This window comes from Pseudonocardia lutea, assembly GCF_042658055.1.
GTDB lineage: Bacteria > Actinomycetota > Actinomycetes > Mycobacteriales > Pseudonocardiaceae > Pseudonocardia > Pseudonocardia lutea.
The window spans coordinates 12,481-33,596 of record NZ_JBHSQK010000069.1; the positions used below are offsets into that span (position 1 = coordinate 12,481).

Here is a 21,116-nt window from a genome sequence, read left to right on the forward strand (position 1 = left end):
ACGCTCGTTCCCCATCGGTTCTCGACGAGGAGACCCCATGCCGGCCCCGCTCGCGTTCTCCCTGGGCGAGGCGCTCCCGCTGTCCGCGGAGCGCCACCCCGACAAGGCAGCCTTCCTGTTCCCCGACGGGACGGAGCACTCGTTCGCCCTCACCAACTCCCGGGTCAACAAGCTGGTCTCCGCTCTGCAGGCGCAGGGGATCGGGCGCGGGGACCGGCTGGCGGTGCTGGCCCTGGACTCGCACCGCTACGTCGAGATCGTGCTGGCCTGCCTCAAGCTCGGCGCGGTCTACATGCCGCTCAACTACCGCCTGATGCGGCCCGAGGTCGACGTCTTCCTCGAGCGCGGGCAGGCGGTGGCGATGTTCCACGACGCCCGCTACGCCGAGCTGCTCTCGGGCATCGCCGAGCAGCACCCGTCGCTGCGGCTCGTGATCGAGCTGGAGACCGCCTTCGACGAGTTCCTGGAGACGGGGCGGGACGTCGAGCCGCCGGTCGTCTGCCAGGACCGCGACCTGCTCGGCCTGGCCTTCACCTCGGGGACGACGGGCACGCCGAAGGGCGTGCTGCAGTCCCAGGGGATGATGAAGGCGATCGTCGAGCACGGCATGATCGTCAACCAGCCGCGGCCGGACGACATCCGCTACGTCGCCGCCCCCGCCTTCCACGTCACCGGGATCGCGGGGCTGCTGGGCGGGGTGGCGACCGGGTTCACCTCGCTGCTGCTGCCCCAGTTCGACCCGGGGACCGTGCTCGGCTTCATGGCCGAGGACCGGATCACCGGGGCCTTCCTCGTCCCCACGATGATCAGCACGCTGCTGCAGCAGCCGGGGGTCGCCGACCACCACTACGAGCGGCTGCGGCTGATCTACTACGGTGCCGCGCCGATGTCGCCGACGTTGCTGCGCCGCGCGATGGACGTGTTCGACTGCGACTTCCTGCAGCTGTTCGGCGCCGGCACCGAGGCCGGCCTGCAGGCCTTCCTCACCCCGGAGGAGCACCGGACGGCACTCGCCGGCCGGCCCGAGCTGCTGGGGTCGATCGGGCGGCCGGGCTACGGCATCGCGCTGCGCCTGGTCGACGAGGACCTCGAGGACGTGCCCGACGGCGAGGTCGGCGAGATCGCCACCCGCAGCGACATGGTCATGGACGGCTACCTCGACATGCCCGAGGAGACCGAGCGGGCCTTCGCGGGCGGCTGGTTCCGCGCGGGCGACATGGCCTACCGGGACAAGGACGGCTACCTCTACCTGCACGGCCGCAAGAAGGACATGATCATCAGGGGTGGCGAGAACATCTACCCCGTGGAGATCGAGACCGTGCTGGCCGAGCACCCGGCGGTGGTGCAGTGCGCCGTCGTCGGGGTGCCCGACGAGCACTGGGGCGAGATCGTGCGCGCGTTCGTGACCGCTCCGTCCTGGACCGGCACGGACGAGGAGCTGGCCACCGAGCTCGTGGAGCTGTGCCGCGGCCGGCTCGCCCGGTACAAGGTGCCGGCCGAGGTGGTGCGCCGGGACGAGCTGCCGATGAACGCGAGCGGCAAGATCCTCAAGCGCGAGCTCAGACGGACCGGACCGTGACGGCCCGCGCGGCGACGGCGCAGGTCACCACCGGTAGACTCGTCCGTCCGGACGGTGACACCCGCGGCCGCCCGCCGGTGCGGGGGCCACGATGACCGCGGGCCGCACGGCCCCGAAGGGACGGACCATGGCATCGCGCGGCGGCAGCACCCGCGGCAGGCGGGTGACCGGCGCCAGCGACCCGCAGCAGCAGCGGCGGGAGAGCGGCCCGCAGACCGACAAGGGCCAGCAGCGCCGGGAGCAGCTCCTCGAGGCGGCCCACACCGTGTTCGTGCGCAAGGGGTTCGTCGACGCCCGGGTGGCCGACATCGTGGCCGAGGCGCGGGTCGCCCAGGGCACCTTCTACAGCTACTTCGACTCCAAGGAGACGATCTTCCGCGAGGTCTGCGAGAACGTCGTCGAGCGGATGATGGCCGACGTCGCGGCGGCGACGGTGGTCCCGCGCGAGGCGACCATGCGGGAGCGCATTCGGGCCGGTCTGCGCGGCTACATCGAGGTCTACCGGGAGAACGCCCGGATGGTCGCGCTCATGGAGCAGGTCGGGACGTTCAGCCCCGAGATGCGGGAGATGCGGCTGCACGTGCGGGAGGCATGGCTGGCGCAGCTCGAGCGGGTGCTCAAGCGGCAGCAGGCCGACGGGATCGCGGACCCCACCCTGGACCCGTCGATGACGGTGCAGGTGCTGGGCGCGATGGCCGACCACACCTGCTACGTCTGGCTCTCGCTCGGCAAGCCGTTCGAGGAGGAGGACGTGCTGGAGTCGCTCACCACGGTGTGGGCACGCACCATCGGCGTCGAGGACTCCACGGTCTGGCGCACCCCGAGCGGCACCGCACCCGCCTGACCCGCGAGTCGGGAGCTCCGGCACCGCGAGTCGCGAGTTCCGGTACCCCGGGTCGCGCGTTTCGTGAGGTCCGCAGGCGGGCACTGTCCGCGCATGACCGAGCCGGCCGCCGACGCCCCGTCCGTGTCCGATCTCGAGCAGCTGCGCGAGGTGGAGGCCGGCTGCACCGGGTGCGACCTCTACAGGACGGCCGGGCCGACCGTCGGGGGAGAGGGCCCGGGTAGCGCCTGGCTCATGCTCGTCGGCGAGCAGCCCGGCGACCAGGAGGACAAGGCGGGCAAGCCCTTCGTCGGGCCCGCCGGCCGGATCCTGGACGAGGCCCTCGACCGGGCCGGCATCGTCCGGGACGAGGTGTTCGTGACCAACGCGGTGAAGCACTTCCGGTTCGAGGAGCGCGGCAAGCGCCGGATCCACAAGCAGCCGACCGTGCGCCAGGTCCGGGCCTGCCGCCCCTGGCTCGACGCCGAGCTGCGGCTGGTCGCGCCGCCCGTCGTCGGGATGCTGGGCGCGGTCGCCGCGAAGTCCCTGCTCGGGCAGGACTTCCGGATCACCGACCACCGCGGCGAGCTGCTGGAACAGGACGGGCGGACCTTCGTGCCGACGGTGCACCCGTCGTCGATCCTGCGGTCCGACCCGGCGCAGCGCGAGGAGCTGCTGGCCGCGTTCGTCGCCGACCTCACGGTCATCGCCGGCGCGCGGCCCTGAGCCGGCCGCCCGGCCCGGCGGTCGCTCCGGGTCAGGTGCCCACCTCGACGTCGACCTCGCCGACCTCGACCGCCTCGACGCTCCCGCCGGTCTGCGCGGCGAGCCAGGCGCGGAAGGCCTGCGGGTCGGCGGCGGTGGCGGTGATCTCGGCGTGCCGCCCGTAGGTGACCTCGACGACCGGGTGTCCGGCCGCGCGCAGGGCGTTCTCCAGCCGGCCGGCGTCGGCGTGCGGCACGGCGAGCAGGAACCGGGTGTGGCGGACCCGCCGGAGCACGCCGACGCGCTCGATCGTCTCCGACACGGCCCGGCCGTAGGCGCGCACCAGCCCGCCCGCGCCCAGCTTGACGCCGCCGAAGTACCGCGTGACCACGGCGACGACGTCGGTGAGCTCGCGGCGCAGCAGCACCTCGAGCATGGGGACGCCCGCGGTGCCGGCGGGCTCGCCGTCGTCCGAGGAGCGCTGGACCTCGCCCTCCCGCCCGACCCGGAAGGCCGTGCAGTTGTGCGTGGCCGACCAGTGCTCGCGGCGGACCTCGGCGATCACGGCGGAGGCGGCCGCGGGGTCGGGCACCCGGACCAGGCGGCACAGGAAGCGGGAGCGCTGGATCTCGATCTCGTGCTCGCCGTCCCGGGCGATCACGAGTAGCGGGTCCGGCACTCCGGCGACGCTACCGGGCAGCACCCGTCCCCGGCCGTCATCCCCGGTTTTCGGTACGCGGTGTGACACCGGCCGCATTTGTCGAGGACTTCGGTAACGATTCAGAAGATCGGCTCGTCACACCGGGCGAGGGTCGGCGACAGGCCCTCACGACAGAGAAGCAGAGATCCCGACGGGAAGGCAGAGATGACCGCGATCTGGACCACGGTGCGCAGCACCGTCCGCAGGTTCGACGACTGGACGCTCGAGGCGTTCAACCCGCAGTACCCGGTCGGCTCGCGCAGCTGATCCCCACGCGGAGCCGACCGGGCACCGGTCCGGCTCTAGTGACCGGGGGGACCGGCAGTGTCGCCGGCCGTCCCCTCGATCTCCTCGACCGGCGCCTTCACCGGCCGCAGTCGGACCCAGACGGTGAAGAAGATCGCGAGCACGAGCATCGCGATACCCGTGTCGAGGTTGACGTTCCAGCCGCCGGCCTTATCGATGTCCGCCTGGTCCGTCGAGACCAGGCCGACGACGAGCAGCACGATGCCGTACACGAAGAACAGCAGCGCGAGCACCGTGCGCAGGTCGAAGAGGCGCGACGCGGTGGTCGAGACCGGCGCGTCCTGCCCGGCCGGGGTTCCGTTCGGTTCCGCCATGGTCCGCCCCTTACCAGAAGATGATGTAGAGGATCGCGGTCAGCACGAGCACACCGACGGCGAGGAGTGCCGGGCTGCGGTACCACCCGCTGTCGTCGCCGTGACTCTCGTGCGTGCGCTCCTCCTTCGACGTCAGGCTCCACACCAGCCCGCCCAGCTCGGACGCGGGCTTCGGGGTGCTGACCATCGAGACGCCGAGGGCAACCAGGACGCCGACCACGAACGCCGCGCTCGCGCCCACGAAGCTGCCCGCCTGGCTCGACAGGGCCAGGACGCCCGTGTTGGTCAGGATGTTCACCACGACCGCCGCGGCGGTGCCGGCCAGTAGGCCGATCCAGGCCGACGTGCCCGTCATCCGCCGCCAGAACAGGCCGAGGATGAAGATCGCGAACAGCGGCGCGTTGAAGAAGCTGAACAGCGACTGCAGGTAGTCCATGATGTTGCCGGAGCCGGACGCGATGAACGCCGTGGCGATGGCCAGGACGCAGCCGATGACCGTGATCCAGCGTCCGACCTGCAGGTAGTACCGGTCCGAGCGCCCGGGCTTCGCCCAGTCCTGCCAGATGTCGTAGGTGAACACGGTGTTGAACGAGCTGATGTTCGCCGCCATGCCGGCCATGAAGGCCGCGAGCAGACCCGCGATCGCGACGCCGAGGATGCCGTTGGGCAGGACCTCCTTCATCAGCAGCGACAGCGCGTTGTTGTAGGTCACGTCCGTCTGGCCGCCGGCCTTGAGGGTCTGCAGCTGCGGGACCAGCACCGCCGCCACCATGCCGGGGATGATGATGACCAGCGGGATCAGCGCCTTCGGATAGGCGCCGATCAGCGGCGTGCGCTTCGCGGCGGACATGCTCTTCGCGGACAACGCCCGCTGGACCTCGGCGAAGTTGGTGGTCCAGTAGCCGAAGGACAGCACGAAGCCGAGGCCGAACACGATCCCGATCACCGACAGCACCGGGTTCGCGATCTCCGTCAGGGACGTTCCCGGCCAGGACGAGAGCTGCTCGGCGCCCCCGGGCCCGGCGGTGATGGCCTCCTTCAGGCCGTTCCAGCCGCCCACCCGGGCGAGGCCGGCGATCGTGAGCGGGATCAGCAGGGCGAGGATCACGAAGAACTGCAGGACCTCGGAGTAGATCGCGGCCGAGAGCCCGCCGAGGGTGATGTAGGCGAGCACGATCAGCGCGGCGACCGGGATCGCCACCCCGAGCGACCAGCCGAGCAGGGCCTCCAGCAGCAGGCCCAGGGAGAACAGGTTCACCCCGGCGATCAGCACGGACGACAGCGCGAAGATCACGGCCTGGACGCGCTGGGTGGTCCGGTTGAACCTCTTGTAGAGGAACTCCGGCACCGAGCGGGCCTTGGAGCCGTAGTAGAACGGCATCATCACCAGGGCGAGGAACACCATCGCCGGGATCGCGCCGATCCAGTAGTAGTGCACGGTGGGGATGCCGTACTGGGCGCCGTTGGCGACCATGCCGATCAGCTCGAGGGCGCCGAGGTTCGCCGAGATGAAGGCGAGGCCGGTGACCCAGGCCGGCATCGAGCGGCCGGACAGCAGGAAGTCCAGGCTCGACGACACCGAGCGGCGTGCGGCGTACCCGATGCCGAGCACCAGGAGGAAGTAGAAGGCGACGAGCAGGTAGTCGAGGACGCTGGCGTCGAGCCGGAGGTCCGTCTGTCCCTGCGCAAGGATGGTCGTCATGCGAGTCCGCCTCGCAGCCGGGCCGCTGTGCGGCCCCCTCCGGTTCGCGTCATAGCGGCTCCCTCGCCGTCCCGGTGCGGTACGTGTCGGGTGGCAAGGTACCCCTCCCCGCGCGCAACTGAACATTATCCGACAGACTGAATCGGTCGAGCGTGTGCGACTCGGAGAGGCTCCTCGCCCGGTCGAGGGCGGAACCTGCCCGGATCTGTCCGGTCGGGCCGTTGACGCCCGTGTGGTGGCGTTGCATTGTGTGCGATGTGGTGCGGGACGGGGGTGCGCTGTCGTGAGCCTCCTCGCGCGTCAGCGTCAGGCGCTCATCCTCGAACAGGTGCGCGAGCGCGGCGCCGTCCGCGTGTCCGACCTGGCCGAGCGCTTCGGGGTCTCCGACATGACGGTGCGCCGCGATCTCGACGTGCTGGCCCGAAGGCGGCTCGTCGACAAGGTGCACGGGGGCGCGACGGCCGTCGGCCCGGTCGCGTCGGCCAGCACGGACGAGCCCGGGTTCGCGGTGAAGTCCGGCCGCCAGCAGCGCGAGAAGGAGGCGATCGCCGAGGCCGCGGCACGGTTCGTCGAGCCCGGCACGGCGATCGGGCTCTCCGCCGGCACCACGACCTATGCGCTCGCCCGCCGGATCACGGACGTGGCCGACCTGACCGTGGTCACCAACTCGATGGCGGTCGCCGAGGTCCTCCACGCGGCCCGTCGCCCCGACCGCACGGTCGTGCTCACCGGCGGGATCCGCACCCCGTCGGAGGCCCTGGTCGGTCCGGTCGCGGTCGCGGCGCTGCGCTCGCTCAACCTCGACGTCGTGTTCCTCGGAGTGCACGGGATGAGCGCGGCCAGCGGCTTCACCACGCCCAACCTCATGGAGTCCGAGACCGACCGCGCGCTGGTGGAGGCGGGTCAGCGGCTCGTCGTGGTCGCGGACAGCACGAAGTGGGGGACCGCCGGCATCTCCACGATCGCCGAGCTCGCCGAGGCGGACGTCCTGGTCACGGACGACGGCCTCGACGCCGACGCCCGCGCCGTGCTCGAGGGCGAGGTGGACCGGCTCGTCCTCGCGCCCGCCCGCCGCTGAGCTCCTCGGGGCCGGCGGTCGCCGGGGCCGCCGGTCTCGGCCGGGAACGGTCGGAGCCGGCGACCCCTGGGCCCTGGTGTGGTTCCGGCGCGGCTTCTGCCCCTCATCGCCTCCGGGACTCTCGGCGGTCGTACATGCCGCCCAGGCGTCGCAGATGACGATCATCAAGGTGAGCGGGCCTGCGCTGGTCGGGGGCGCGCGAGTGCCGTGCCCGTGATCGCCGTCTGGGACCGCGGGCGGCCGTATGTGGCGCCGACGTGTCGCAGAGGGCGATCACGCAGGTGCGGAGGCCTTCGCTGGTCGGGCCGGGTAGGGCCGCGCCCATGATCGCCGTCTGGGACCGCGGGCGGCCGTATGTGGCGCCGACGTGTCGCAGAGGGCGATCACGCAGGTGCGGAGGCCTTCGCTGGTCGGGCCGGGTAGGGCCGCGCCCATGATCGCCGTCTGGGACCGCGGGCGGCCGTATGTGGCGCCGACGTGTCGCAGAGGGCGATCACGCAGGTGCGGAGGCCTTTACTGGTCGGGGCCGGGTAGGGCCGCGCCCATGATCGCCGTCTGGGACCGCGGGCGGCCGTATGTGGCGCCGACGTGTCGCAGAGGGCGATCACGCAGGTGCGGAGGCCTTTACTGGTCGGGGCCGGGTAGGGCCGCGCCCATGATCGCCGTCTGGGACCGCGGGCGGCCGTATGTGGCGCTCAGGAGTCGCGAACGATGATCACGCCGACGGGCGGCGCTCACCGGCCGGTGTGGGAAAGCGCGGCTGATCGTGACCGTCGTCCGGGACCGATGAAACCGTCGGTCCCGACGAGGTGCGGTCACCGCCGGTGACCATGAACCGGGAGACCGCCCCGCACGGAGACTCGTCCCCGTGATCACGATGCGGGACCACGAGCGGCCGTACCCGGCCGAGATCGGTCCCGGTCGGTGATCACCGGCGGGGCCGCAGGGCTCCTCGGGGAGGTCAGGGGCGGGGTCGGCCCCGCCAGGTACCCGGGTGCTCGTAGAGCTCGCGCAGGTCGAGCAGGTGGCTGCGCATGGCCTCCTCGGCCTGCTCCGCCTCGCCCCGGGCGATGTGCTCGGCGATCGTGGTGTGGCAGGCGTCGACCTCGTCCCACTGCTCGCGGGCGACGGCGGCGCGGTCGAGCTTGGTGCGCAGGACGTCGCTGACGGGCTGGCCCATCATCGTGAACATCAGGTTCCCGGTGGCCATCAGGATCGTCGTGTGGAAGTCGAGGTGCGGGACGAAGCCGCTCGGGTCACGCGGGTCCCGCGGCGCGGCCGCCGCGGCGCGCAGGGCCTCGACCGTCTCGTCGTCGGCGCGCTGGGCGGCGAGCCGGGCCGCCGCGGGCTCCAGCAGCAGGCGGGCCTCGAGCAGGTCGCCGATCCGCAGCTGCGGGGTGGCGACGAGGACGCCGAGCGCCCCGCCGACGTCCTCGACCAGCTTGGTGGGATCCGGTGCGCTGACGAACGACCCGCCCTGCACGCCGCGGCGGGTCTCGATGAGGTGCTGGCTGGCCAGGGCCCGCAGCGCCTCCCGCACGGTGGAGCGGCTGACGCCGAACATCCGGGTCAGCTCGGCCTCCGCGGGCAGCCGGGCGCCGGGTTCGAGGATGCCGCGCATGATCTGGGAGCGCAGCTCGTCGGCGACCTGCCGGTAGGCCGGCCGCACGCGCTGGACCCGCAGGTGCGCGACCGGCGCGACGGACCGGACCGCCGGGTCCGGCGGCGCCGACCCGCCGGCCGGGGGGGCCGCGGCGCCGGGCTCCGGGGTCGGGGCCATGTGATCACCCTCCGGGGTGGTCTCGCGCTCCCGCGGGACCGCGGGGCGTCGGCGGAGGGCTCGGCCGCCGCCTGCCCGCAGCGTACCCACGGCCCGGGCTGGACCGGAGCGGTCGGGCGTGGAAACGTCCGACATCGTGACCGACGCCGTGACGCCGAATCCCGCTCCCGCCGACCGCCCCGTGGACCTGCGCGGCGCCCGGACCCTCCTGTTCGTGCCCGGGGACCGCCCGGAACGCTTCGCCAAGGCCGCCGCGTCCGGCGCGGACGTCATCGTGCTGGATCTCGAGGACGCCGTCGCGCCCCCCGCCAAGCCCGACGCGCGCGAGGCCGTCCGCGAGTGGCTCGCCGCCGGCAACCCGGGGATGGTGCGGATCAACCCGCCCGGCACCGAGTGGTACGACGACGACGTGGCCGCCGTGGCGGCCGCGGGTCCGGCGCCGGTCATGCTCCCCAAGGCGCAGGACCCCGCCGAGGTGGCCGCCCTCGTCGCGGCCCTCGGCCCCGGCGCGGAGGTCGTGCCGCTGGTGGAGACCGCGCTGGGCGTGCACCGGGCCGTCGAGGTCTGCGGGGTGGCGGGCGTGGTGCGGGCCGGGTTCGGCAGCGTCGACCTCGCGAGCGAGCTGGGTGTCGACCCGGTCGACCGGGAGGCCCTGCGCCACGCGCGCTCGGCGCTGGTGCTGGGCAGCCGCGCCGCGGGGGCGGGCGCCCCGATCGACGGCGTGACGACGGCGGTGCGCGACGAACAACTCCTGGTCGAGGACTGTGTGCACGGACTGTCGCTGGGCTTCACCGCCAAGATGTGCATCCATCCGGCCCAGGTCGGGCCGGTCGCGACCGCGTTCTCGCCGACGCCGGAGCAGGTCGAGTGGGCGCGCGCGGTGGTCGGGGCGTCGGCCGGGGGCGGGGTCGCCGTCGTCGACGGGAAGATGATCGACAAGCCGGTGGTGGAGCGGGCGCGGGCCCTGCTGCTGCGGGCGGGCCGGAGCGCCTGAGGGACGCCGGACGAACGAGCCGGTCGCGTCGGGCGTCTCTCGCGGAGCCCTGCCCGACCCCTTGTCCGCGAAACGTCTGATGATTAGCGTGCGACAAGTGGCCGCGGATCCGCCCGGCCGCCCCCGCGCGTCCCGGCGCGGGGTGGGACGAGCGCGCACCGCCGCGCGCGAGGGGAGTCACGCGATGTCACCCGGCCCGTCTCGACCCACCGACACCGGCGCGCCCGCCGGCGCCCCGACCGCTCACGCCGACCTCGCCGCCCGCCTCGACCGCATCCCGGTCGTCACGCCGGCCCACCGCCGCTGGGTGGGGCTGCTCGGCTTCCTGTTCGTCTTCGACCTGGTCGACCTCAACTCCTTCGCCTACGCCGCGCCCGCCCTGCGCACCGAGTGGGGGCTGTCGATCGGTGGCGTCGGCGCGATCACCTCGGCCGGCTTCGTCGGCATGTTCTTCGGCGCGATCGCCGGCGGCCGGCTCTCCGACCGCCTCGGCCGCCGTCCGGTCCTCATCGGCGCAGTCTTCCTCTACTCCGTGTTCTCGCTGCTCAGCGCGCTCGCGACGGGGCCGCTGATGCTCGGCGTGCTGCGCGTGCTCACCGGCTTCGGGCTGCAGGCCATGACCGGCGTGCTGCTGGTGTGGGTGAGCGAGATGTTCCCGCGCGCGCTGCGCGGCCGGTACCAGGCGTTGCTCCTGGCCATCGGGCTCGCCGGCGTGCCGATCGCCGCGTGGGTGGCCCGGCTCGTCGTGCCGACGGGGCCCGACGCCTGGCGCTGGATCTTCGTGGTCGGCGCGCTCGGCGCCGTGGGTGGCGTCCTCGCCCTGCGCATCCTCCCCGAGTCGATCCGCTGGTGCGCCGCGCACGGCCGCACCGGCGACCCGCGGCAGGAGGAGCTCGTCGCGCGGCTGGAGGCGCAGGCCGAGGAGAAGACCGGGCAGCCGCTGCCGGCACCGGTCGCCGAGCGGCCCGTGGTCCCCGGTCGCCTCACCGAGCTGCTGCGCGGGGCCACCCTGCGCCGCACCGTGGTCGCCGCCGCGGCCTGCGTCTTCCTGATCCTGTCCTTCTACGGGTTCAGCTCGTGGGTGCCCACCCTGCTGGTCGAGCGCGGCTACTCCACGGCCGAGAGCCTCACCTACTCCTCGATCCTCGCCATCGCCGCCGTGCCGGGCGCGCTGCTGGCGATGCCCGTCATCGACCGGTTCGAGCGCAGGACGGTGATCCTCGTGCTCGAGCTCGCCGTCGCCGTGCTCCTGCTGCTCTTCGGCCTGATCGACCACCCCGCCGCGATCATCGTCTGCGGCTTCGGCGCGGCCATGCTGATGCAGACCGGCGTCGCGACGCTCTACACCTACATCGCCGAGGTCTTCCCGCTGCACCTGCGCGGGCTCGGCTCCGGCATCGCCAACGGTTCCGGGCGGCTCGCCGGGGTACTCGGCGGCTTCCTGGTCGCCGCGCTGTACTCGGGCACCGGGCTGACCGGCGTCTTCACCTACCTCGCGCTCGCCGCGCTCCTGATGGGCCTGGTCATGGCCCTGTTCGGCGAACGCACCACCAACCGCCGGCTCGAGGACATCGAGCACACCACCGAGCGCAGCCGAAGGAGGGACCCCGCGTGACCGTGAAGCCGGGCTGGCAGGGACGGTTCTACGAGGACTTCGAGGTCGGGGACGTCTACCAGCACCCGCTGGGGCGCACGATCACCGAGACCGACAACACCTGGTTCACGCTGCTGACGATGAACACCAACCAGGCGCACTTCAACGCGCAGGTGGGGCAGTCGTCGGAGTTCGGCCGGATGCTGGTGGCCTCGCCGCTCACGATCGCGATCGCCATGGGGCAGTCGGTCACCGACACGACGCAGAACGCCTTCGCGAACCTGGGGGTCGACGAGCTGAAGCTCACCGCCCCCGTCTTCGCCGGCGACACCATCTGGTCGGAGTCGATCGTGCTGGACAAGCGGGAGTCCGGCAGCCGGCCGCACGCCGGGATCGTCACGATCAAGACCCGGACGCTCAACCAGGACGCCGTGGAGGTGCTGTCGTTCAAGCGCACCTTCTACGTGCACAGGCGCGACGCCGCGGGGGCGGGGTCGCTGTTCCCGCAGGCGGCGACACCGCTGAGCCTGGAGGACGCGTGAGACCCCTCGAGGACGTCCGGATCGTCTCGCTCGAACAGTACGGGGCGGGCCCGTTCGGCTCCATGCACCTCGCCGAGCTGGGCGCGGAGATCATCAAGGTCGAGGACCCGTCGGTGGGCGGGGACGTCGGCCGGTCGGTCCCGCCCTACGCCGAGGAAGGCGACTCGCTGTTCTTCCAGTCCTTCAACCGGGACAAGTCCTCGATCACCCTCGACATCCGCACGCCCGAGGGCCGCGCGGTGTTCGAGGACCTGGTCCGCACCGCCGACGCCGTGTACTCCAACCTGCGCGGCGACGTCCCGGAGAAGCTCGCGATCCGCTACTCCGACCTCAAGGAGGTCAACCCGCGGATCGTCTGCTGCTCGCTCACGGGCTTCGGGATGACGGGCCCGCGGTCGAGGGAGCCCGGCTACGACTACGTGCTGCAGGCCCTCGGCGGGTGGATGTCGCTGACCGGCGAGCCGGGCGGGGCACCGCAGAAGACCGGGCTCTCGCTCGTGGACTACTGCGGTGGCTACGTCGCGGCGATCTCGCTGCTCGCCGCGATCCACGCGGCCCGGCGGGACGGCGTCGGCACGGACTGCGACCTGTCGCTCTACGACACCGCCGTGAGCCTGCTGACCTACCCGGGCACCTGGCACATGACCGCGGGCTACGAGCCCGCCCGCACGCACCACTCCGCGCACCCGTCGCTGATCCCGTTCCAGGCCTTCGAGGCCGCCGACGGCTGGCTGGTCGTGGGCTGCGCCAAGGAGAAGTTCTGGCAGCGGCTCACCGTGGTCATGGACCGGCCGGAGCTGGCCCAGGACCCGCGCTTCGCGACCTTCGCCGACCGTAACCGGAACCGGGAGGTGATCATCCCGCTGCTGGAGGAGATCTTCCGGACGCGGACGGTCGCCGACTGGCTCGCCCCGATGTACGCGGCGTCGATCCCGTGCGCCCCGATCAACGACGTCGCCGGCGCTCTCGTCGACCCGCACACGCTCGAGCGGGACCTGGTCGCGGAGACCGACAACGCGACGTTCGGGCAGGTCCGCACGCTGCGCAGTGCCGTACGGGTCGGCCCGCCCGGCGCCGACCGGGCCCCCACCCGGGGCGCCCCGGCGATGGGCGCGGACACCGAGCGGGTGCTGCGGGAGCTGGGCTACGACGACGCGAGGATCGCCGCGCTGCGCGAGGCCGGCGCGCTGGGGAAGGAGTGAGATGGATTTCCAGCTGAACGACGAGCAGCGGCTGTTCCGGGACACGCTGCGGGACTTCGTCGACAAGGAGATCGTGCCGGTCGCGCGGGACTGGGAGCAGTCCGGGCGCTACCCGACCGAGATCGTGGAGGGGATGAAGAAGCTCGGGCTGTTCGGGCTCGCCGTCCCCGAGGAGTACGGCGGGCTCGCGGCCGACACGGTGTCCTTCGCGTTGACCTTCGAGGAGATCTCCCGCGGCTGGATGGGCATCGCCGGCATCCTCGGCAGCCACTCCGTGTCGTGCTTCATGCTCGCCCGGCACGGCACCGAGGAGCAGAAGACCAAGTACCTCCCCGACCTGGCGACAGGCATGCGCCGCACCGGGATCGCGCTCACCGAGCCCGGCGCCGGCACCGACCTGCAGGGGATCCGGACCGTCGCCCGCAAGGAGGGTTCCGGGGACGACGCCGAGTACGTGGTCAACGGGACCAAGATGTGGATCACCAACGCCCGGTACGCGGACCCGCTGCCGGTGCTGGTGAAGACCGACCCGAGCGCCGCCCCCGCGCACAAGGGGATGAGCATCCTGCTGGTCGAGGCCGGGACGCCGGGCTTCGAGGTCACGCAGGACATCGGCAAGCTCGGCTACAAGGGCACCGAGTCGTGCGAGGTCGTGCTGACCGACGTCCGGGTGCCGGCCTCGCAGCTGCTCGGCGGGATCGAGGGCCGCGGCATGCAGCAGGCGTTGTCCTCGCTGGAGACCGGGCGGATCAACATCGCCGCGCGGTCCGTCGGGATCGCCCAGCGGGCCTACGACGAGGCGCTGAACTACGCCCGCGAGCGCACCGCGTTCGGGCAGGCCATCGGCGAGTTCCAGGCCGTGCAGATGCGGCTGGCGGAGATCGCCGTGCGGCTGCAGGCGGCGCGGCTGATGACCTACTGGGCGGCCTCGCGGATGGACGACGGCGTGCGGATGGACACCGAGTCCGGCATGGCCAAGATCTTCGCCTCGGAGCAGGCGCTGGCCTGCGCCACCGACGCGATGCGCATCCACGGCGGCTACGGCTACTCCACCGAGTTCGAGGTCGAGCGGCTGTACCGGGACGCCCCGCTGATGTCGATCGGCGAGGGGACGAACGACGTGCTGCGCGGCGTCGTCGCCAAGGCCCTGCTCGCCGGGAAGGCGACCATCCGGTGACGGGAACCCGCACGGAGGAGGGCCCGGCATGAGCTCGCCGGAGGAGCTCGGCGCCCTGGCGGCCCGGCTCGGCTACACCCTGGACCCGGCCCAGGTGAAGGACATGGTCGAGGCGGTGGCGGCGGCCGAGCCCGCCGCCGCCGCGCTGCGCGAGCTGCCGGTCCGCCCGGAGACCGCCGACCCGTTCCGCGGCGAGGCCTGGCTGCGGGGACCCGTGCCCGGCCCCGGTCCCTGCAGCGGCGCACCGGCCGCGGCGACGCACGAGGCCGGGCTCGACGGGTTCGCCGGGCTATCGCTCGACGGCGCCGCCGGACTGCGGGCGACGGCGGAGCGGCTGCGGGGGACGGCCTCGGCGGGGGAGCGGGTCGCCGCCGCCCTCGCCGGGCTGGAGCGGGTGCACGAGAAGCTGAACTGCACCATCCGCTTCCTGCACGAGCGCGCCACGGCGCAGGCCGCCGGATCGGACCGCCGCGGGGCCCCACGGCTCCTGGAGGGCGTGCCGTTCGCGGTCAAGGACGTGATCGACGTGGAGGGCGTCCCGACGACGGCGGCCTCCCGCACCCGCGCCGACGCCCCTCCGGCGGCGGCCTCGGCCAGCGTCGTCGCGCGCCTCGAGGCGCACGGCGCCATCCCCGTGTCCAAGGACGCGACCACGGAGTTCGCGGTCGGCGGCCCGCACCCGCCGCTGACCGGTGCCTGCCGCAACCCGTGGGACCCCGAGCGGTGGGCCGGCGGCTCCTCGACCGGCACGGCCGCGGCGGTGGCGTCGGGCGCGGTCCCCTTCGGCCTCGGGACGGACGTCGGGGGCTCGGTCCGGCTGCCCGCGGCCTGGTGCGGTCTCACCGGGCTGAAGCCGACGGCGGGCGCGATCCCCCGCACCGGGGTGGTCCCGCTGTCGTGGACCACCGAGACCGTGGGCCCGCTGGCCCGGGACGCCCGCACCGTCGCGCTGCTGTTCGCCCTGCTCCGGGGACCGGACGGCGTGGACCCGCGGATGCCGGACCTCCCGCTGCGCCCGCCGACGGACCTGCGCGGCCTGCGCATCGCCCTGCCCGGCGGCTACCTCACCGAGCTCTGCGACGGCGCGGTCCGGGCCGGCGTCGCCCAGCTCGCCGACGTCCTCGTCGACGCGGGGGCCGAGATCGTGCCGGGCGAGATCCCGTCGGCCGAGCGGGCCCTGCCCATCGGCTACGAGGTCGTGTTCACCGAGGCCGCGGCCCTGCACCGGATCGACGCCGCCCGCTGGGCGGACTACGACCCGGTCACCGTCAGGCGGATCAGCCAGGGCATCACCACGCCCGCGAGCGACTACCTGCGCGCCCTGCAGTTCCGCGCGGAGCTGCAGGCCGAGCTCGCGGCCGTGTTCGCCGGCGCCGATCTCGTCGTCGTCCCCACGACGCCGGCCACGGCCCCGCGGCTGCCCGACTGCACCGTGACCGTCGACGGCGAGCAGTACCCGCTCTACGCCGCGCAGTCCCGCGCGACGATGCTCGGCAACCTCACCGGCGCCCCGGGCCTCGCCGTGCCCACCGGGTTCGCGCCCGACGGCTGCCCGGTCTCGGCGCTGCTCCTCGCCCCGCCGCACGGCGAGGCGACCGCGCTCCGGGCGGCCCAGCTCTTCCAGGACCGCACCGACCACCACCTCCGCACGCCCCCGATCTCGGCGTGACCCCTTCCCAGCGCGCATACGTCTGACGTATCGTCCGCCCTCGACCAGGAGGCTCACCCATGACCCTCAGCCCCGAGAAGACCACGACCACGACCCTCGCCGCGCAGGTCGGCGGGTTCGCCGCCCGCGCCGAGCTCTCCGACGTGCCCGCCGAGGTGGTCGAGCGCGCCCGGCACCTGATCCTCGACGCCGTCGGGCTGGCCTTCGCGTCGACGGCGTACGGGTTCCCGACGGTGGCGCTGGAGGCGTTGTCGGCCTTCGGTGGCGGCACGCACCCGGTGCTCGGGATGCCGGACCGGCTCTCGCCGCGCGACGCCGCGGTGCTCAACGGCGTGCTGATCCACGGCATGGACTTCGACGACACGCACATCCCGGCCGTCACGCACGTCTCCGCTGCCGCCCTGCCGGCAGCGCTCTCCGCCGCGGTGGGCCGGGGCGCGACCACCGAGGACCTGTTGCTGGCCTACATCCTCGGCGTCGAGGTGTCCGCGCGGGTCGGGATCGGCGGCGCGGGCGGCTTCCACGACGTCGGCTTCCACCCGACCGCGGTGGCCGGTGCGTTCGGCGCCTCCGTGGCCGCCGGCAAGATCGCCGGGCTCGACGCGGCCGGCCTGGCCGCGGCCCAGGGCGTCGTCGGGTCGATGAGCGCCGGGTTGCTGGAGTTCCTCGCCGACGGCGCCTGGACCAAGCGCCTGCACCCGGGCTGGGCGGCGATGTCCGGGCTGACCGCGGCGAGCTTCGCCAAGGCCGGCTGGAGCGGCCCGCCCGCCGTCTACGAGGGCCGGTTCGGGCTCTACAACACCCACCTGGCCGGGCGCGAGACCCACCCGGAGGCCGTCGGCGACCGGCTGGGGGAGACCTGGGAGCTGGTGCGCACGGCCGTCAAGCCCTACCCGATCTGCCACTTCATCCATGCGTTCGCCGACTCGGTGCTCCTGCTGCGCCCGGAGATCGGGGAGACCGCGATCACCGAGATCCGCTGCGCGATCCACCCGGTGCCGGGCAAGGTCGTCTGCGAGCCGGCGGAGGCGAAGTGGGCCCCGCGCGACGAGTACGACGCCAAGTTCAGCCTGCCGTTCGTCGTCGCCGCGGCCCTGACCCGCGACCGGTTCACGCTGGCCGAGCTGGAGGACGACGCGCTCGGCGACGCCGCGATCCTCGACCTCGCGCAGAAGGTGCGGGTCTCCGAGGACCCGGACAGCGCGTTCCCGGCCGCGTACTCCGGCGCCGTCGAGATCGAGCTGGCCGACGGGCGGGTGCTGCGGCACCGCGAGCAGGTCAACCGCGGGCACGACGAGCGCCCGCTCACCAACGCGGAGGTCGTGGCCAAGTTCCGGGAGACCATCGGCCGGGTCGCCGACGCCGCGACCACGGACCGGGTGCTCGACGCCGTGCTGTCGCTCGGCGACGACACCCCGGCCGCCGACTTCGCCGAGGCCTGCCGTGGCTAGTGTCGGGATCTTCCTGACCCACCAGCAGCCGGCGGGCCGGGACCCGGTGGCGGCGCTGGGCGAGCAGCTCTCGCTGGTGCGCGCTGCCCGCGACGGCGGGCTGGACTCGGTCTTCGCCGGCCAGCACCACCTGCCGGAGTCGTTCTCGCACATCCAGCCGCTGCCCTGGCTCGCCCGGCTCGCCGCCGACGCCGGGGACATGCGGATCGGTACCGGCATCCACCTGCTGGCGCTGCACAACCCCGTCGACACCGCGGAGAACTTCGCGAGCCTCGACGCCGTGTGCGGCGGCCGGTCGGTCTTCGGCGTCGGGCTGGGGTACCGGGAGGTCGAGTACGCGGCCTTCGGGATCCCGCCGCGGCAGAAGGTCCGGCGTTTCGAGGAGAACCTGCGGATCGTCCGGGAGATGTGGTCCGGCGAGCCGGTGTACGCGGACAACGACTGGTGCCGGCTCGACGGCGTGCGCTCCACGACGCTGCCCGCGGGCCGCCCGCCCGTCTGGATGGCGGCGAACTCCGATGCCGCGGTCAGACGGGCCGCCCGGCTCGCCGACACCTGGATGATCAACCCGCACGCCACGGCGGCGACCATCCGCCGCCAGCTCGACCTGTTCCGCGCCGAGCGGGCGGCCGCGGGCCGGGAACCGGTGCGGGAGCTGCCGCTGATGCGGGAGATCTACTGCGCGCCCACGCGGGAGCGGGCGATCGAGCTGGCCCGCCCGTACCTCGCCGGGAAGTACAAGGTCTACGCCGACTGGGGCCAGGACCGTGTCATGCCCGTGAAGGAATCGTTCGATCGGGATTACGCGGACCTCGCGGAGGACCGGTTCGTGGTGGGCTCACCCGAGGACTGCCTCGCGGCGCTGCTGCCGTGGCGGGACCTGGGCGTCGATCACTTCGTGCTGCGCACCGACTGGGCGGGCATGCCCGTCGGCGACGCCCTGGCCTCCGTCGAGCTGCTCGCGCGCGAGGTGGCCCCCGTGCTCCGGTCCTCCCCGGCCGGTACCCCCGACGGCAATGGCACAGCCCCCGAGAAGAAGGACACGTCATGGACTTCGGCGTCTTCATCCCCATCGCCAACAACGGCTGGCTGATCTCCGAGAACTCGCCCCAGTACATGCCCACGTTCGAGCTGAACAAGCGCATCGTGCAGGAGGCGGAGGCGCAGGACTTCGCGTTCGCCCTGTCGATGATCAAGCTGCGCGGCTTCGGCGGCAAGGTCGAGTTCTGGGACCACGCGCTGGAGTCGTTCACGCTGATGGCGGGCCTCGCCGCCGTCACGGAGAAGATCAAGCTCTACGCCTCGACGGCGGTGCTCACCCTGCCGCCGGCGATGGTGGCCCGGATGGCGACGACGATCGACTCGATCGCCCCGGGCCGCTTCGGCATCAACATCGTGTCGGGCTGGGCCAGCGGCGAGTACTCGCAGATGGGCCTGTGGCCGGGCGACGACTACTACAACTACCGCTACGACTACTCCACCGAGTACGTCCAGGTCATGCGGGAGCTGTGGGAGAAGGGCCGCAGCGACTTCAAGGGGCAGTACTTCCAGATGGAGGACTGCGTGCTCTCGCCGAGGCCGAGCGGGCACATCGACATCGTCTGCGCGGGGCAGTCCGACCGCGGCATGCGGATGGTGGCCGAGCAGGGCGACTACAACTTCATCCTCAGCCCGGGCGTCAACGACCCCGAGGTCTACCGCGAGCCCACCCAGCGGCTGGCCAAGGCCGCGGAGCAGACGGGGCGGGACGTCGGGTCGCTCCCGCTGTTCATGGCGATCATGGCCGACACGGACGAGGAGGCCCGCGCCAAGTGGGACTCCTACCAGGCCGGCGCCGACGCCGGGGCGCTCGGCTACATGGCCGACGAGGGCGGCAAGGACAGCGGCACGGACTCGGGCGGCACCGCGAAGATGATCAACCTGCCGGAGGGGGCCGTGAACTTCAACATGGCCACCCTGGTGGGCAGCTACGAGACGGTGGCCCGGCAGATCGACCTCGTGGCGGGGATGCCCGGCGTCAAGGGGATGATGTTCACCTTCGACGACTTCGAGAAGGGCGTCCACGACTTCGGCACGAAGGTGAAGCCGCTGCTCGGCTGAGCGGAGCTCGCGGAGCGGGTATCGACGCTGAGCGGAGCTCGCGGAGCGGGTGTCGACGCTGAGCGGAGCTCGCAGAGCGGGTATCGACGCTGAGCGGAGCTCGCGGAGCGGGTATCGACGCTGAGCGGAGCTCGCGGAGCGGGCATCGATACTGAGCGTCCTCCGACCCCGGGGGCCCGGTCGCGCGGCGCGGGCCCCCGGGGTGGACGGTCTCCCGCCCGGTCAGATCCGCCGGGCGTTGTGGAACGGCATGGCCGACATGTCGGAGATCTTCACCGGCTCGCCACTGGTGCTGGCGTGCAGGATCTTGCCGCCGCCCATGTAGATGCCCACGTGGCTCACCGGCGAGTAGAAGAATACCAGGTCGCCGGGCTGCAGCTGGTCCTTGCTCACCGCGGTGCCGAAGGTGGACTGGGCCGCGGAGGTCCGGGGGATACTGATCCCGGCCTGCTTGAACGCCCACGAGGTCAGGCCCGAGCAGTCGAAGGCGTTCGGGCCGCTGGCGCCCCACTGGTAGGGCGTGCCGAGCTTGCCGCGGGCGGCCGCGAGGGCCTTCGCACCGACGCCGGAGGCCTGCCCGACCGCTCCGTCCACCGCGTCGTCCACCGCGTCGTCGACGGTGTCGCCCACCGCCCCGCGGGCGGTCTGCGCGGCCCGGCGCAGCGCGGAGCGCTGCTCCTCGGCGGTCCGGTCGGCCTCGGCCTTCTGGACCGCGGCGATCCGGGCGGCGTCGGCCTTCTCGAACACCTGGGGCAGCGTGCCCATCGCGGTGCCGAAGGCGGACTGCATCGAGCCGCCGACGGCACCGGGCCCGTCCTGCACGGCCTGGACGACCTGGGTGGGCCGGTCGTCCGTGGCGGCCGAGCCGCCGCTGCCGTCCGTGTCCGCGTCCAGGGTGGCGTCGGCCGCGGCCAGGCGCAGGGTCGGCGAGTCGGCGCCGGTGGTCTGGGCGATCTCGCCGCCGGGGGTGGGCAGGCCGGTGAGAACGGCGGTGGCGCCCAGGACGGTGACCGTCGCCGCGGCCGCGACGGCCTTCGGCGAGCGCACCGCGGCGGCGAGCGCGGGGAGCACGCCCGTCGTCGAGATGCCGTCGCCGCCCAGGCCCGAGCGGGCCGGGCCCCGGCCGCGGGCGAGGCCCGAGGCGAAGAAGGAGCCGGTCAGGCCGGCCGGGGGAGCGTCGGCCGGAGGGGCCGGCGGGACGGGCCGCGCCGCGGGCTGCGCGACGGACCGTGGCCCGGGCCGGGGCCCGGGCTGGGGCACGGCGGCCGGCGGCTCGGCGGGACCCACGGGCCGGGCCCGCACGTCGGCCGCGTCGGCCGGGGGCACCGGGGCGCTCGGCCCGTGGGTCCGGGCGGGGACACCCGGAGGGGACAGCAGGGTGTCCTCGGCGGCGCGCCGGG

18 protein-coding genes are annotated in these 21,116 nt (G+C 73.3%); 13 read left to right on the plus strand and 5 right to left on the minus strand.

Annotated elements, in window-relative coordinates; translation table 11 throughout:
• The first annotated feature begins 37 nt into the window (after positions 1 to 37).
• From ACFQH9_RS23970 to ACFQH9_RS23980, 3 genes are all read left to right on the plus strand, one after another.
• Complete coding sequence (locus ACFQH9_RS23970; protein WP_379569182.1) at positions 38 to 1,579, plus strand: class I adenylate-forming enzyme family protein; 1,542 nt, start codon at positions 38 to 40, stop codon at positions 1,577 to 1,579.
• 127 nt (positions 1,580 to 1,706) lie between these two features.
• Positions 1,707 to 2,423 carry a TetR/AcrR family transcriptional regulator gene (locus ACFQH9_RS23975; protein ID WP_379569184.1) on the plus strand — a complete coding sequence of 239 codons (717 nt, stop codon included), beginning with the start codon at positions 1,707 to 1,709 and terminating at the stop codon, positions 2,421 to 2,423.
• Positions 2,424 to 2,516: 93 nt separating this feature from the next.
• Positions 2,517 to 3,128, plus strand: coding sequence for a UdgX family uracil-DNA binding protein (locus ACFQH9_RS23980; protein WP_379569186.1), 612 nt, complete (start codon positions 2,517 to 2,519; stop codon positions 3,126 to 3,128).
• A gap of 31 nt (positions 3,129 to 3,159) precedes the next feature.
• On the opposite strand, the gene ACFQH9_RS23985 is transcribed toward ACFQH9_RS23980, so the two are convergent.
• The 3 genes from ACFQH9_RS23985 to ACFQH9_RS23995 all read right to left on the minus strand — a co-directional run bounded on the left by ACFQH9_RS23985 (position 3,160) and on the right by ACFQH9_RS23995 (position 6,129).
• Positions 3,160 to 3,786, minus strand: a complete 627-nt coding sequence (locus ACFQH9_RS23985) for a YigZ family protein (RefSeq protein ID WP_379569188.1) — start codon at positions 3,784 to 3,786, stop codon at positions 3,160 to 3,162.
• Positions 3,787 to 4,109: 323 nt separating this feature from the next.
• Complete coding sequence (locus ACFQH9_RS23990) at positions 4,110 to 4,427, minus strand: hypothetical protein (RefSeq protein ID WP_379569190.1); 318 nt, start codon at positions 4,425 to 4,427, stop codon at positions 4,110 to 4,112.
• A 10-nt stretch (positions 4,428 to 4,437) separates the two neighbouring features.
• Entirely contained in the window at positions 4,438 to 6,129 is a 1,692-nt protein-coding gene (locus ACFQH9_RS23995; RefSeq protein WP_379569192.1) for a sodium:solute symporter family protein, read from the minus strand.
• A gap of 283 nt (positions 6,130 to 6,412) precedes the next feature.
• On the opposite strand from ACFQH9_RS23995, the gene ACFQH9_RS24000 reads away from it, so the two are divergent.
• Entirely contained in the window at positions 6,413 to 7,207 is a 795-nt protein-coding gene (locus tag ACFQH9_RS24000) for a DeoR/GlpR family DNA-binding transcription regulator (protein ID WP_379569194.1), read from the plus strand.
• Between the two features lie 961 nt (positions 7,208 to 8,168).
• Here ACFQH9_RS24000 and ACFQH9_RS24005 read toward each other — a convergent pair.
• Positions 8,169 to 8,987 carry a FadR/GntR family transcriptional regulator gene (locus tag ACFQH9_RS24005; RefSeq protein ID WP_379569196.1) on the minus strand — a complete coding sequence of 273 codons (819 nt, stop codon included), beginning with the start codon at positions 8,985 to 8,987 and terminating at the stop codon, positions 8,169 to 8,171.
• 136 nt (positions 8,988 to 9,123) lie between these two features.
• On the opposite strand from ACFQH9_RS24005, the gene ACFQH9_RS24010 reads away from it, so the two are divergent.
• From ACFQH9_RS24010 to rutA, 9 genes are all read left to right on the plus strand, one after another.
• Positions 9,124 to 9,981: an HpcH/HpaI aldolase/citrate lyase family protein gene (locus ACFQH9_RS24010; protein ID WP_379569198.1), complete on the plus strand. Its 858-nt coding sequence runs from the start codon at positions 9,124 to 9,126 to the stop codon at positions 9,979 to 9,981.
• A gap of 184 nt (positions 9,982 to 10,165) precedes the next feature.
• Positions 10,166 to 11,596 carry an MFS transporter gene (locus ACFQH9_RS24015; RefSeq protein WP_379569200.1) on the plus strand — a complete coding sequence of 477 codons (1,431 nt, stop codon included), beginning with the start codon at positions 10,166 to 10,168 and terminating at the stop codon, positions 11,594 to 11,596.
• Positions 11,593 to 12,117 carry a MaoC family dehydratase gene (locus ACFQH9_RS24020; protein ID WP_379569202.1) on the plus strand — a complete coding sequence of 175 codons (525 nt, stop codon included), beginning with the start codon at positions 11,593 to 11,595 and terminating at the stop codon, positions 12,115 to 12,117. Before ACFQH9_RS24015 ends, ACFQH9_RS24020 begins: the two co-directional genes overlap by 4 nt.
• Entirely contained in the window at positions 12,114 to 13,319 is a 1,206-nt protein-coding gene (locus ACFQH9_RS24025; RefSeq protein WP_379569203.1) for a CaiB/BaiF CoA transferase family protein, read from the plus strand. The genes ACFQH9_RS24020 and ACFQH9_RS24025 overlap by 4 nt, the downstream gene beginning before the upstream one ends.
• A gap of 1 nt (position 13,320) precedes the next feature.
• Entirely contained in the window at positions 13,321 to 14,496 is a 1,176-nt protein-coding gene (locus tag ACFQH9_RS24030; protein ID WP_379569204.1) for an acyl-CoA dehydrogenase family protein, read from the plus strand.
• A gap of 28 nt (positions 14,497 to 14,524) precedes the next feature.
• A complete protein-coding gene (locus tag ACFQH9_RS24035) occupies positions 14,525 to 16,165 on the plus strand; it encodes an amidase (protein ID WP_379569205.1) in 1,641 nt (546 codons plus the stop codon).
• Positions 16,166 to 16,224: 59 nt separating this feature from the next.
• Positions 16,225 to 17,616 carry an MmgE/PrpD family protein gene (locus tag ACFQH9_RS24040; protein WP_379569206.1) on the plus strand — a complete coding sequence of 464 codons (1,392 nt, stop codon included), beginning with the start codon at positions 16,225 to 16,227 and terminating at the stop codon, positions 17,614 to 17,616.
• A complete protein-coding gene (locus tag ACFQH9_RS24045; protein WP_379569207.1) occupies positions 17,609 to 18,709 on the plus strand; it encodes an LLM class flavin-dependent oxidoreductase in 1,101 nt (366 codons plus the stop codon). Before ACFQH9_RS24040 ends, ACFQH9_RS24045 begins: the two co-directional genes overlap by 8 nt.
• Entirely contained in the window at positions 18,664 to 19,716 is a 1,053-nt protein-coding gene (gene rutA, locus ACFQH9_RS24050) for a pyrimidine utilization protein A (protein ID WP_379569208.1), read from the plus strand. The genes ACFQH9_RS24045 and rutA overlap by 46 nt, the downstream gene beginning before the upstream one ends.
• 222 nt (positions 19,717 to 19,938) lie before the next feature.
• On the opposite strand, the gene ACFQH9_RS24055 is transcribed toward rutA, so the two are convergent.
• On the minus strand, positions 19,939 to 21,042 hold the full coding sequence (locus tag ACFQH9_RS24055; protein WP_379569230.1) for a C40 family peptidase: 1,104 nt from the start codon (positions 21,040 to 21,042) through the stop codon (positions 19,939 to 19,941).
• Positions 21,043 to 21,116 lie beyond the last annotated feature (74 nt).

Bases quoted from the DNA above. Each gene is read 5' to 3' on its own strand.
- ACFQH9_RS23970 (WP_379569182.1), top strand. From the start codon at position 38: ATGCCGGCCCCGCTCGCGTTCTCCCTGGGCGAGGCGCTCCCGCTGTCC.
- ACFQH9_RS23975 (WP_379569184.1), top strand. From the start codon at position 1,707: ATGGCATCGCGCGGCGGCAGCACCCGCGGCAGGCGGGTGACCGGCGCC.
- ACFQH9_RS23980 (WP_379569186.1), top strand. From the start codon at position 2,517: ATGACCGAGCCGGCCGCCGACGCCCCGTCCGTGTCCGATCTCGAGCAG.
- ACFQH9_RS23990 (WP_379569190.1), bottom strand. From the start codon at position 4,427: ATGGCGGAACCGAACGGAACCCCGGCCGGGCAGGACGCGCCGGTCTCG.
- ACFQH9_RS23995 (WP_379569192.1), bottom strand. From the start codon at position 6,129: ATGACGACCATCCTTGCGCAGGGACAGACGGACCTCCGGCTCGACGCC.
- ACFQH9_RS24005 (WP_379569196.1), bottom strand. From the start codon at position 8,987: ATGGCCCCGACCCCGGAGCCCGGCGCCGCGGCCCCCCCGGCCGGCGGG.
- ACFQH9_RS24015 (WP_379569200.1), top strand. From the start codon at position 10,166: ATGTCACCCGGCCCGTCTCGACCCACCGACACCGGCGCGCCCGCCGGC.
- ACFQH9_RS24030 (WP_379569204.1), top strand. From the start codon at position 13,321: ATGGATTTCCAGCTGAACGACGAGCAGCGGCTGTTCCGGGACACGCTG.
- ACFQH9_RS24035 (WP_379569205.1), top strand. From the start codon at position 14,525: ATGAGCTCGCCGGAGGAGCTCGGCGCCCTGGCGGCCCGGCTCGGCTAC.
- ACFQH9_RS24040 (WP_379569206.1), top strand. From the start codon at position 16,225: ATGACCCTCAGCCCCGAGAAGACCACGACCACGACCCTCGCCGCGCAG.
- rutA (WP_379569208.1), top strand. From the start codon at position 18,664: ATGGACTTCGGCGTCTTCATCCCCATCGCCAACAACGGCTGGCTGATC.